The 11,326-nt window shown below is 69.1% G+C and carries 12 protein-coding genes; 5 read left to right on the forward strand and 7 right to left on the reverse strand.

The window, feature by feature from the left end; genetic code table 11:
* Nucleotides 1–40: 40 nt before the first annotated feature.
* Nucleotides 41–364: a DMT family transporter gene (locus tag ACFY2B_RS40985; protein ID WP_390768153.1), complete on the forward strand. Its 324-nt coding sequence runs from the start codon at nt 41–43 to the stop codon at nt 362–364.
* Between the two features lie 15 nt (nt 365–379).
* Here ACFY2B_RS40985 and ACFY2B_RS40990 read toward each other — a convergent pair whose 3' ends face one another.
* Nucleotides 380–985, reverse strand: a complete 606-nt coding sequence (locus ACFY2B_RS40990) for a TetR/AcrR family transcriptional regulator (RefSeq protein WP_390768154.1) — start codon at nt 983–985, stop codon at nt 380–382.
* A 182-nt stretch (nt 986–1,167) separates the two neighbouring features.
* On the opposite strand from ACFY2B_RS40990, the gene hisN reads away from it, so the two are divergent.
* The gene (gene hisN, locus ACFY2B_RS40995) at nt 1,168–1,968 is read left to right on the forward strand and encodes a histidinol-phosphatase (protein ID WP_390768155.1); all 801 of its coding nucleotides are present in this window, start codon (nt 1,168–1,170) and stop codon (nt 1,966–1,968) included.
* A 37-nt stretch (nt 1,969–2,005) separates the two neighbouring features.
* On the opposite strand, the gene ACFY2B_RS41000 is transcribed toward hisN, so the two are convergent.
* The 5 genes from ACFY2B_RS41000 to ACFY2B_RS41020 all read right to left on the reverse strand — a co-directional run bounded on the left by ACFY2B_RS41000 (nt 2,006) and on the right by ACFY2B_RS41020 (nt 5,553).
* A complete protein-coding gene (locus ACFY2B_RS41000) occupies nt 2,006–3,241 on the reverse strand; it encodes a tyrosine-type recombinase/integrase (RefSeq protein ID WP_390768156.1) in 1,236 nt (411 codons plus the stop codon).
* A 237-nt stretch (nt 3,242–3,478) separates the two neighbouring features.
* The gene (locus ACFY2B_RS41005) at nt 3,479–3,727 is read right to left on the reverse strand and encodes a helix-turn-helix transcriptional regulator (protein ID WP_390768157.1); all 249 of its coding nucleotides are present in this window, start codon (nt 3,725–3,727) and stop codon (nt 3,479–3,481) included.
* Nucleotides 3,724–4,155, reverse strand: coding sequence for a hypothetical protein (locus tag ACFY2B_RS41010; RefSeq protein WP_390768158.1), 432 nt, complete (start codon nt 4,153–4,155; stop codon nt 3,724–3,726). The genes ACFY2B_RS41005 and ACFY2B_RS41010 overlap by 4 nt, the downstream gene beginning before the upstream one ends.
* Nucleotide 4,156: 1 nt before the next feature.
* Entirely contained in the window at nt 4,157–4,945 is a 789-nt protein-coding gene (locus ACFY2B_RS41015; RefSeq protein WP_390768159.1) for a hypothetical protein, read from the reverse strand.
* Nucleotides 4,946–5,007: 62 nt separating this feature from the next.
* Nucleotides 5,008–5,553, reverse strand: a complete 546-nt coding sequence (locus tag ACFY2B_RS41020; RefSeq protein WP_390768160.1) for a hypothetical protein — start codon at nt 5,551–5,553, stop codon at nt 5,008–5,010.
* A 327-nt stretch (nt 5,554–5,880) separates the two neighbouring features.
* Here ACFY2B_RS41020 and ACFY2B_RS41025 point away from each other — a divergent pair, with 327 nt between their 5' ends.
* From ACFY2B_RS41025 to ACFY2B_RS41035, 3 genes are all read left to right on the forward strand, one after another.
* Nucleotides 5,881–6,426: a GntR family transcriptional regulator gene (locus tag ACFY2B_RS41025; protein ID WP_390768161.1), complete on the forward strand. Its 546-nt coding sequence runs from the start codon at nt 5,881–5,883 to the stop codon at nt 6,424–6,426.
* A 1-nt stretch (nt 6,427) separates the two neighbouring features.
* On the forward strand, nt 6,428–7,192 hold the full coding sequence (locus ACFY2B_RS41030) for a GntR family transcriptional regulator (protein WP_390768162.1): 765 nt from the start codon (nt 6,428–6,430) through the stop codon (nt 7,190–7,192).
* A gap of 3,320 nt (nt 7,193–10,512) precedes the next feature.
* Entirely contained in the window at nt 10,513–10,905 is a 393-nt protein-coding gene (locus ACFY2B_RS41035; RefSeq protein WP_376534564.1) for a cyclic nucleotide-binding/CBS domain-containing protein, read from the forward strand.
* Between the two features lie 75 nt (nt 10,906–10,980).
* Here ACFY2B_RS41035 and ACFY2B_RS41040 read toward each other — a convergent pair.
* A partial coding sequence (locus ACFY2B_RS41040; protein ID WP_390768163.1) for a catalase-related domain-containing protein occupies nt 10,981–11,326 on the reverse strand: 346 nt, incomplete at its 5' end.

Genomic DNA, 11,326 nt, shown 5'->3' on the forward strand with positions numbered 1-11,326 from the left:
CATAATCGCACCGAGCCGGACATACGGGAGAGGACAGCACATGGCCTGGCTGCTGGTCGTCGTGGCCGGAATTCTCGAAACCGGCTTCGCGGTCTGCCTGAAGCTGTCGCACGGTTTCACCCGGCTGTGGCCGACCATCGCGTTCGCCTGCTTCGCCCTCGGCAGCTTCGGTCTGCTCACCCTCTCCCTGAAGAAACTGGACGTCGGCCCGGCCTACGCCGTGTGGACCGGCATCGGCGCCGCGGGCACCGCGATCTACGGCATGATCTTCCTGGGCGACCTGGTGTCGACGCTGAAGATCGTCTCGATCAGCCTGGTCATCATCGGCGTGATGGGGCTCCAGCTGTCGGGATCCACCCACTGAGCGTCCGGCCGCCGGTCACACGGGCTGGCGGTGCAGCGCGTCCCGCACCAGGTCGGCGATCCGGCCCTCCGCGGGCGGCGCGGCCACACAGGACAGCGCGAGCCGTACCACCAGTTCGCAGGACCTGAGCAGTTCGGCGCTGCCCGGCCGGACGGCACCGGGCCCGGTCAGGGACGCCAGCGCCCGGTCCCGCACGATCCGCACGAAGTCGCCGGGCGACGGCAGCGGGCCGTCCGCACGGCGCTGCGCCGGTGCGGCCGAGGAGGACGGCACCGCCGACAGTGTCGGCGTGGGCAGCCGCTCGCTCCAGCAGCCGGTCAGCATGGCGCGCACGATCGGGTTGTCGCGGGCGACGGCCGCGGTCCACTCGACGGTGGCGGTGAGCCGGTCGCGCGGTTCGAGGCCGTCCGCCAGGGCCCGCTCGACCCCCGCGAGATAGCCGTCGGCCTCCCGGCGCACGAGTGCCCTGGCGAGCCCTTCCTTGCTGCCGAACTCGTTGTACAGGGTCTGCCGGGACACTCCGGCCGCCGCGGCCACGTCCACCATGCGCACGGCGGGCCAGGGCCGCTGCGCGAGCGCGCGGTACGCGGCGTCCAGCAGGGATTCCCGGGCAGCAGGCATCGTCGCCTCCTGGGGTGAACGGCTTAGCGGACAGGTTTGACGGGTGCCCCCGCACTGTCAAGGGTTCGCGTCGGGGACGCCCGCCACGGGAACGAATGTCCGCCACTTCGCCGGCCGCGGGCCGGTGCCGGAGCGACGGCCCCGGTGGCCGGGCCGCGACCGGGCCGGATACGGTTCAGCACATGCCCGACTACCTCGACGACCTCCGCCTCGCCCACGTCCTCGCGGACGCGGCCGACGCCGCGACGACGTCCCGCTTCAAGGCCCTCGACCTCAAGGTGGAGACCAAGCCGGACATGACCCCGGTCAGCGAGGCGGACAAGGCCGCCGAGGAGCTGATCCGGGGCCAGCTCCAGCGCGCCCGGCCCCGGGACGCGATCCTCGGCGAGGAGTACGGCATGGAGGGCACCGGCCCCCGCCGCTGGGTGATCGACCCGATCGACGGCACGAAGAACTACGTACGCGGAGTCCCGGTCTGGGCCACCCTGATCGCGCTGATGGAGGCGGGCGAGGGCGGCTACCAGCCCGTAGTCGGTCTGGTCTCCGCCCCGGCGCTGGGCCGCCGCTGGTGGGCGGCGAAGGGTCACGGTGCCTTCACCGGCCGCAGCCTGACCTCCGCGCACCGCATCCACGCCTCGCACGTCTCCACGCTGGCGGACGCCTCCTTCGCGTACTCCTCGCTGTCCGGCTGGGAGGCGCAGGGCCGGCTGGGCGGCTTCCTCGACCTCACCCGCGAGGTGTGGCGCACGCGCGCGTACGGCGACTTCTGGCCGTACATGATGGTCGCCGAGGGATCGGTGGACATCTGCGCCGAACCCGAGCTGTCCCTCTGGGACATGGCCGCGACGGCGATCGTCGTGACGGAGGCCGGCGGCACCTTCACGGGCCTCGACGGCCGCCCGGGCCCGCACAGCGGCAACGCCGCCGCGTCCAACGGACTGCTCCACGACGAGTTGCTGGGGTATCTCAACCAGCGCTACTGACGGCGCTTGCGGTCTGACCTGCACGTTCCTACCCGCGTCAGTCCCCCTGGGCCGTCGTGGGGCCGTCATCGGTCTGCGGGCCGTCCTCGAACGCGTGGTTCACCGCCTCGCGCGTCCGCTTCTCGCTGTTCGGCATCAGGTGCGTGTACGTCCGCAGCGTGAAGCCAGGGTCGTGGTGTCCCAGGTACTCGGACAGGGCCTTGATGCTCTCTCCTGCGTCGAGCAGAACGGACGCGTAGAAGTGCCTCAGCGCGTGCATGCCGTTCTCCCTGGCGCGGCTCACGCCCGCCGCGTCGAGGGCGGGACGCCATGCCAGACGGTTGAAGACCACTCGGTTCACCGCTCGCCCCTGAGCGTTGGAGAACAGCAGCGAAGCAGTCACCGGCGAGCCGTCGACCGATCGCCACGGCAGCGCCACGACCGTGGACGGATGCCGGGCGATGTGAGCCTCAAGCACCCTCGCGACGCTCTCAGGGAGAGGGACGGTGCGCGTCTTGCCTCCCTTGGGCAGCGCGAACACCTGCTTTCCGGCGATGAGCTTGACCTGCCGGACGATGTGCACGACTCCTTCCGCGAAGTCGACGTCATCCTGAGCCAGTCCGAGCACTTCGCCCTGTCGCATGCCGCACCCGCCGGCCAGGTCCACCGTGGCCCGGTACCTCTCCGGCAGTGCCGAGCGCACGGCCAGCACGCGCTGAGGACGCCAGGGCACGATCCGGCGAGGCTCGGGCCTGGGCGCCTTCACGGACGCCGACCGGCACGGGTTGTGTGGGATCAGACGGTCTTCGACAGCAGCCCCCAACATCGCGTTGAGGTTCGCGAAGATGACCCTCTGATAGGCGGGGGCTACTCCCCCGTCGTGGAGCTTGCGCAGCCACTCACGGACGTGCACCGGCTTCAGTGAGTCGAGTGTGCGGGTGCCCAGATGCGGCAGGACGTGCAGGCGGACGCGCTGCTCGGTGCTGACGAAGGTTCCGGGGTCCATGGTGAGCGACGCCAGCCACCGTTCGGCGTGCTGCCGTACCGTCAGCCGACCGGCGCGAGGGTCGATGTACTGGCCGCGCGACATGTCCGCCTCGGTCTGCGACAGCCACTTCTCAGCGAGACGCTTCTGTCCGTCGGGGTAGCTCTTGGACTTCTCGGTTCCGTCGGGGCCGATGTAGCGGGCCCGGTAGCGAAGACCGGTGCCGTGGCGGTTGGTCTTGACGCGGGTGGTCTTGCCGTTGGCGTCGGTTTCGGTCTTGTACCAGCGGTCTTGGATGTGGCCAGCCATGCTGGCTGACTCCCTTCAGCAGGGGGGCGAAAGAGGCAGTTCGGGGAGGCAGAGACACGGGCTCCAGGTGGCTTCCAGAGGGCGTTTTTCGTGGGTGCTCACTGCCGCCTCCCCGCCTCCCCCAAGAGCTGTTTTTGCTGATCAGTGCGGGGGAGGCAGCCGGGGGAGGCGGTTGGGGAGTTCTCCCCGCCTCCCCCGGCCGTGCGATGGCGTCTCCCCCGCCGCGCGGCGCGCGGGCTACGCCGCGGCGGTGTCCTGGTCGGTCTGCTGCTGGGCCCATGCGTGGACGGCGGCGGGGTCGTAGCGCAGGTACTTGCCGATGCGGATGGCGGGCGGTCCGATGCGCTTGCGGCGCCAGGCGTAGACGGTCTCGACACTCGGCAGGCTGAACGTGGTGACCAGGTCTTCCGGGGTGAGGTAGCGGTCGGGTAGTCCGCCCCGCAGGACGGCACGGGAGTCGGTCGACTGGTTCCGGGGCGCGTTCATGCAGCCTCCCTCTCGGGGATCGGGTCGGGGGTCGGGCTGTGCGGGGTCGATTCGTGCAGGCAGGGGGTAGACCGTGGCCGACCCGAAGGGGTGTTGTGGGTCGGCTGGTTGGCGTGGGCGAGTCGGGCCAGCAGCCGCCAGACATCGAGCGTGAGCGGCGCCGTGAACACCCCCGCCCGATCGGTGTTCACGACCGGCCCGCCGTGAACACCCGACCCGTTCACCGTGAACACGACCGGCCCGCCGTGAACGGTCGGCCCTCCGGCCGTGAACGGCGGGTCGGGTTCGTGAACGGGGTGCCGTGCGGCGATCAGGAGGGCGATCGACAGGGGGAACCGGCGGCGGCAGTAGGCGCACCGGTGCCGGACGTACGCCGCCTGCCGCTTGCGGCGGCGGCGCACCTCCCCGTGGGGCTTGTTGTCCGGCACGTCACCACCGCGCCCGCAGCGTCCGCGACCAGGTCCCGTCCGGGCCCGCCGGCGGGGTCGCCCCCAGCACGTAGCCACCCCCGTCCAACCGGACCACGAGCGGCGACGGCTGACGGACATCGGCGCGGATCAGGTCGAAGCAGAACCGGCGCCGGTGCCAGTCCGGCAGAGCCTGCCGGTACAGCCAGTCACGCCCCGCCGTGACGGCCGTGACGCCCTCCCGTGACGGCTCCACGGCCGTGTCGCTGACCTGCGTGACGCCCGGCGTCACGGGCGCGGCGAACTCCCGGCGCATGGCCTCCCCGAGGCGCGCCAGCGTCTCCACCGGGACCAGGGCGGCGCCCTGCCGGATCGCCCTGGACACCAGCAGCGGAGCACGCCGCACGGTGAACGCGTCGACCTGGTGGTGGCGGTAGGCGGGCGACAGGTACAGCGCCACGGCCGCCTCCCCGACCGTCATCGGCCGGGAGCGGGCCCCCTCGTACCAGAACGACAGGGCGAGCCGGTAGGCGAACCGGCGGCAGACGCCCACCTCGGAGAACTCTTCCGCCTCCAGCACGGCGAAGTCGTCGACGAGTGCGGCGATCCCGGCCGGACCCAGCTCCTCCACCGAGGCACACAGCAGCTCGTACAGGACATCCGTACTGGGAACGGGATCCCCCAGCTCGTAGTCGGCACCCGCCTCGAACAAGGTGGCCGCCACATCCAGGGGCGACCACTCCAGACCGCCCACGGGGACCGTGGGGAACTCCTCAGGGGCCCGGCGCCGCTCCCGCCATGCCAGAGGCACGGCAGGAGCGGCCGGGACCGCCACACGGGCATACAGCGCGCCCAGCGGACCCGGCCCGGCCATCAGAGCGCCGCCCGGTGGTCACGGTGGTCCACAACGATCTCCGTCTGACAGTGGACCGGGCACACCTGCCTCCAGGACGCGTCCGGGTCACCGCCCCACACGTCGATGTCACCGGTACGCCCACACGGGCACTCGCCGTCCACGACGGCCCAGCCGTTACGGACCTGCGCCGCCCTGGACATGCCGTGAACGAAGACGCTGCCCGCCGCTTCCGTCTCCGCATTGTTCAGGCGCCGGGGCCTGGGGAAACGCTGCTCGTGAAGGGCCTGGATCTGAGCCGTCACCAGCCCTTCCAGATCCAGCAACCGCCACCCACGGAGGTACTCCGCCCTGCGCTGCACCTCATCCATGCCGAGCCGCTCGACACCCTGCACGATCCAGGCCCGGATCTGGTCCTTCGTGTGGCGGCGCCGCGCGCTCGGCATGTCCGACGCGAACAACGCCACCGTCCGCTCCGCACCCGTCAGGTCACGGACGTCAATGGGAGTGGTGGCCTCAACCGTGACCGCTTCCGCGTGCCGTAACGAGATGGTTCCAGGCATCATGGAGTTACCCCTTCGAGGGTCAGGGAGCGGCGGCTTTGCTGGCCGCGAGCGCCGCTCCTGTGCTTGAGGCCCTGGCGGGCCCGGTGCGTCAACACCGGACACCCCGCCGGGGCTCTCTCTTTGTGTCGTCCGTACTCACCCCTGCGGGCTTTCCTTCAGACCTCTGAGCAGCGCAAACACGCTCCTCTGCGCCGCTTCCGCTGGTGCGGTGCGACATGAGAACCGTATCGCTATCCATGAAAGGTGGCAAGGTTGCTGCCGTAGCCGTATCGCTTATCGTGTAAAGCGATGAGGTCGTCCTCTGGATCGAGTGGAAGGAGTGCGGGCGTGAGCAGCAGCGATTGGGTCAGCAGCTCAGTGCCGTACGTGGCGCCCCGGAAGAACGCGCAGGGCGACGCGTGGCAGGAGGAAGCTGCGGCCAGGGGAGGCGTAGGCAGTCAGCGGGTCATTCGGGCGGGCGAAGTCCCCGCGCCCCCGGGAGTGGCAGGGCTGCTCATGGTCGAAGAGGGCACCGCCGTGGTGGCGCGCCAACGCGTCATCTACCTCGACGACCAACCCGTTGAGCTGACCGACACCTACTACCCGATGGAAGTCGCGCGCGGTACTCGACTGGAAGAAACCAAGAAGATCCGGGGAGGCGCGGTCACCCTCCTTGCCGAACTGGGCTATTCCGCGCACCGCGTCCGGGAGGAAGTCTCGGCACGCATGCCCACCGATGCCGAGCGACACGTACTCAGCCTTGACGACACTGAACCCGTGCTCTGCATGACCCGGCTGACGATGGACGCCGACGGCCGGCGCTTCCAGGTAGATGAATCAGTTTTCCCGGCGACTGGCCAACGACTCCGCTACGAACTCGAACCGAGGATCTGACGTGCCCAAGGCGGAACTGGACGCCCACGACCGGCGCCCGCTTCACGAACGTATCGCGGCTGATCTCCGCGACGAAATCATGTCGGGAGATCTTCAGCCGGGAGCCAAACTCCCCTCGACCCAGCAACTCAAGGACCGGTTCGAGGCGGCCAACGCAACTGTCCAGAAGGCTCTCCAGGTACTGAAGGACGAACGTCTCGCTGTTGGCCGCCCTGGTGCGGCCGTGACGGTACGGCCGCACCAACAGGAAACCATCCGCCCGGCGGACACCGGCCAACCGGCGCCACCCGGTGAGCAGTACTCATGGCTCACGGTGGCGAACAGCAAAGGCAAACGCGGAAGCATCGAGTTGTTGGAGGTCGCAGAGGTACGCCCGCCCGCGGACGTCGCAGCAGCACTGCGGCTCGATGAAAACGGTGTGGCCGTGCTGCGGCGCCAAGTCCTCTTGTACGACGGATCGCCAGTCGAATTGGTGAAGTCCTACTACCCGGTCGAACTGGCTCGTGGAACGGCGATGGCCGAACGCCGGAAGATCCGGGGCGGCACGCCCGCCCTGCTCGCCGAGATGGGTTACCCACCGCTCCACACCGTGGACCGGGTTTCCGCCCGCGTTCCCACCCAGGAACAGTTCGAGGCCCTGCAACTCCCGAGTGACCTGCCCGTACTCCGTACCTTCCGGGTGGTCTACAGCAACGATGAGCACCCGATCGAGGTCACGGTCATGGCCAAGGCAGGGCATCTCTACGAGCTGCAATACGAGTTCTGACCCCTGCCCCCTCTCCAGGGGCCGCTACTTCCGCTACTCCCGCTACCATGCAGGTCAGAGCCGTGATCGTGGTAGCGGGAAGGGGTAGCGGTAGCGGATAGAGTGCGCTCCCCACCCGGGACGGGCTGGCGTGGTCTCTTCCCTCTCCCCAGGAATCCGCAACAGCCGCCACGCCGCCACAGTGCAGGTCAGAGGGGGTGATCGTGTGGCGGATCGCGTCCGTGTGGCGGATAGGTACCGCCACAGGCAGGAAGGGCAATGAGGACCGCCCTCCGGGCGGACGACCCTCGGACGCCCCCCGCCAACGGGGCCCGGCCGGACCGCGTCTGTCCGAGGTGCGGATTTCTGCGTCACCGCGTCACCTGCGACACCCAAGCCCTCTGACCTGCATTTTTCGGGTGACGCAGAGCATTGGGGGCCCGTCACCGGTGACGCAGGCGTCCGACACCGGTGACGCAGGTGACGCAGGTGACGCAGCGGTGACGCAGAATCCACCGTCTGCGTCACCGCTATATACACAGGTCAAAGGGTGTTTTTCATGATCAGGTGACGCGGTGACGCAGAGCTTCCCTACTTAGGAAAAAAAGAGGGGGTATCTGTCTGTAGCGGTGCAGTGCGGCACGGGCGGCCGTCGACTAGCAAGAGGAGCACGCCCGCGCACGTGGTGCTCCTCTTGCTTGTTCCCGCCGATGACCGGCCGGTGACCCACTCCGCAGTGCTCTTAGAAGGGGGCAATGCGCGGACCTGGTCCGGCCCTCCGGCGGGTCCCGGTGGGCGTGGCCAACCGAGGCTTTTCAAGTGGGGGAGGTCCGGCCGGCGCCCGGTCGCCCCCTCTGAAAAGCCGTAGTGGCAGTCCAGGCGGCGGGGGTCAGGTTCCGAGTTGCGCTGCGCGGCCGTCTGCCCGCCTGGATTGCTTCCTGACAGCCTTCCAAGGCGGGGGGCCCAATGGCCTTGCCCCAGTCCGCCGACTGCCCCTTGGAAGGCTGTCAGGACGGCCGGACCAGGTCCGCGCACATTGCCCTGAGTCGCGACTCATCGCGACTCAAAGCCGCTCAGCGAAGCTCCCTGAGTCGCTTGAGTCGGACACTGAGCCGCGATGAGTCGCACAACCCGACTCAGGGACACCCAATCTGACCTGCGGTGAGACGCGACGAGTCGCTTGAGTCGCGACTCTTCAGAAACTTTCTCCAGAATCCTCCACGCCCTCCTTCTAAGAGCCCGCCGAGTGCTGGCCAACCGGCACCCGTAGTCCGGTCCTCACTTCCTGTAGGCGGCAGGCGGGCCCGGCGTGGGACTCCCACAGGAGGAAGTGAAGGGCGCCGACGGACCGCCAGGGGGCGGCTCGGGGGGATTCCGGGCACGCTTTCTGTGGGAGTCCCACGCCCTCACATGCAGGTCAGTGCCTCCCACAGGGGTGTGGGAGTCCCACGGGCCGTGGTGGGGGCTGTGGTGGGTGGCCCGTGGGAGTCCCACAGACCACCTGACGGTCACGCGGCGCAACAGGCGGCGTCCTCGCCCTGGGGCTCGATGCCGCCATGCAGACCGGGCCCCTGTCGGCGGGGGGCGTCCGAGGGTCGTCCGCCCGGAGGGCGGTCCTCATTGCCCTTCCTGCCTGTGGCGGTACCTATCCGCCACACGGACGCGATCCGCCACACGATCACCCCCTCTGACCTGCACTGTGGCGGCGTGGCGGCTGTTGCGGATTCCTGGGGAGAGGGAAGAGACCACGCCAGCCCGTCCCGGGTGGGGAGCGCACTCTATCCGCTACCGCTACCCCTTCCCGCTACCACGATCACGGCTCTGACCTGCATGGTAGCGGGAGTAGCGGAAGTAGCGACCCCTGGAGAACAGGGCCCCGGTAGACGCCGACCGGCCGGGAGCTCCCGGCGGCTATGGGCGCCTGAGGGTCGTCCGCCCGAAGGGCGGTCCTCATCACCCTTCCTCGGTTCGCGTCACAATGCCGTGGGTCGCGGACCATCGCGGACCACCCCATTTGACCTGCGGGTTTGTGTCGGTCTTGTCCGGACCATCGCGGCCCAACCGTGTCCGGCGGCCTGGTCCGCGATGGTCCGCGATGGGGTGTCCAGGAAACCGCAGGTCAGATGGGGTGGTCCGCGATGGTCCGCGACCCACAGGAATGAGGCGGAACCGGCGCCGGACCGGGTTTAGCCGGGATGCCGTAGACCCCCTTTACCTGCCTTACCTTGCAGGTCAGAGGGCTCTACCACCCCCATTACCCAGGTAAGGACCCCCCTCTACCCGGCCGCCCTCACAGGAACCGCCCACGGTCGGGACCGACTGTGTACCGGCAGGACATCGGTAGGGGGATCCCCCCTCTACCCGGCAGCCGGTCACCGGGCGGCGGTATCCCGGCAGCCAATCACGTGACGGAACGTCCGCAGCTGCACCGGGTTTCGTCACGCGACGGCCAGACGAGGCCCACCACAGACCGTCAAGCGGAATCACCCGCAGTGCAGTTCAGGGAGGCAAAGAGACCCCCTACCGGAAGCCTCCAGAGGGGGTCACGCACGGTCTGAACTGCGTGCCTCCCTGCCTCCCTGATCGTTGATCTACGCAGGTCAGACAGAGGGATGCGGTCCAGGGAGGCAGTCAGGGAGAACTCCCTACCTCCCTGAGATCTCCCGGCAGCCTCCCCCGTGTAAGCGGAATGCCTGCGGATGCGGTTCGACTGGACTCCAGGACTCCCAAGATGCGCTTGAGGGCCTACGGCCCGGAGGCTGGTCCTTCATGACTTCAGCTGAGGCGATACGGCCAGCTTCGGGCCGTCTGTGGGCCGTCCGAGGGTGACCGACGACAACCAACAACGACAACCACCGGACAGCAATCGCCCAGGTCACCGGCAGGGTGCGGTACGACGCCGCACCTCGCCAGAGGGGCAGCTCAATACCAGCGCTACTGAGAAACACGAGGTGCTCGCACACGCCCCCAGGCTGTTGCACGCGCCCCCTTGTTGACTCGCGCTTTGCCTGCGAGTCTGAGAGTCCCCCCATTTGTGAATTTGTGAATCCGGGAACTAGCACTCCGTCGATCCATCGACCTGTCGACTGCGTGACTGCGGTCGATCCGCCGATCCGCCGACGCACCGAACCCTTCGATCCGTCGGCCTCGTCGGACCGGTCTCGTCGAACCGGTCGTGTCGATCCATGGACTCGTCGGAGCGCCGGACTCGTCGGAGCGCCGGACTCGTCGGAGCGCCGGACAACGGACCCGACGGACCCGACGGACCCGTCGGTCCGGACCCGTCGAACCGCCGGCCCGGATTCCGCCGGAGGTTTCTCCCTAGGAGGTGGCTCCATCCCATGCTCGTTCGTGACGCCATGAGCACGGTGGTCCTCACCATCGGTCCCGCACACACCCTCCGCCAAGCCGCCGCCCTGATGTCCGCGCGCCGGGTGGGCGCCGCCATCGTCCTCGACCCGGACGCCGGCGGCATCGGCATCCTCACCGAGCGTGACATCCTCAATTCCGTGGGCCTCGGCCAGAACCCGGACACGGAACGCACGCACGCCCACACCACCAACGACGTCGTGTTCGCCACCCCGACCTGGACCCTGGACCAGGCGGCACATGCGATGGCGCACGGCGGCTTCCGCCACCTGATCGTCCTGGACCACGGCGAGCCCACGGGCATCGTCTCGGTCCGCGACATCATCCGCTGCTGGGCCCCGGTACGGCAGCGGGTGCCGGTCTGAGACATGCCGACGAGCCGGAGCCCTCGCTTCCGAGGGGTCCGGCCCGCGCCACGGCAAGCGGTCCAGTGCTGGTGATCAGCCGCGCAGGGCCTGGACCGCGGCCTCCAGCCGCTTGCCGAAGTCGTCGTCCGCCCGGCGGAAGTTGCCGATCGCGCGCTCGGCGATCTCGTCCCGGGACACCTGGGCGATGGCGTCCGCGAGATTGCCGATCAGGCGTTCCTGCTCGGCCTCGGACATCAGGCGGTAGAGGTTGCCCGCCTGCACGAAGTCGTCGTCCTCGGCGTGCGCGGGTGCCTCGTGTGTGCCCGTACCGCCGGACACCGCCATGGACTGCCACAGCGGACGGTCGGTCTGGGCCGGGCCGCCGAAGCTGTTCGGCTCGTAGTTCTTCGCGCCCTTGTGACGGCCGTCGTACAGGTGG

The organism is Streptomyces sp. NPDC001270, assembly GCF_042896695.1.
In the GTDB taxonomy this organism is placed as follows: Bacteria; Actinomycetota; Actinomycetes; order Streptomycetales; family Streptomycetaceae; genus Streptomyces.

Excerpts from the sequence above, each read along its gene's own strand:
- ACFY2B_RS40985 (WP_390768153.1), top strand. The coding sequence starts at position 41 with ATGGCCTGGCTGCTGGTCGTCGTGGCCGGAATTCTCGAAACCGGCTTC.
- ACFY2B_RS40990 (WP_390768154.1), bottom strand. The coding sequence starts at position 985 with ATGCCTGCTGCCCGGGAATCCCTGCTGGACGCCGCGTACCGCGCGCTC.
- hisN (WP_390768155.1), top strand. The coding sequence starts at position 1,168 with ATGCCCGACTACCTCGACGACCTCCGCCTCGCCCACGTCCTCGCGGAC.
- ACFY2B_RS41000 (WP_390768156.1), bottom strand. The coding sequence starts at position 3,241 with ATGGCTGGCCACATCCAAGACCGCTGGTACAAGACCGAAACCGACGCC.
- ACFY2B_RS41005 (WP_390768157.1), bottom strand. The coding sequence starts at position 3,727 with ATGAACGCGCCCCGGAACCAGTCGACCGACTCCCGTGCCGTCCTGCGG.
- ACFY2B_RS41020 (WP_390768160.1), bottom strand. The coding sequence starts at position 5,553 with ATGATGCCTGGAACCATCTCGTTACGGCACGCGGAAGCGGTCACGGTT.
- ACFY2B_RS41035 (WP_376534564.1), top strand. The coding sequence starts at position 10,513 with ATGCTCGTTCGTGACGCCATGAGCACGGTGGTCCTCACCATCGGTCCC.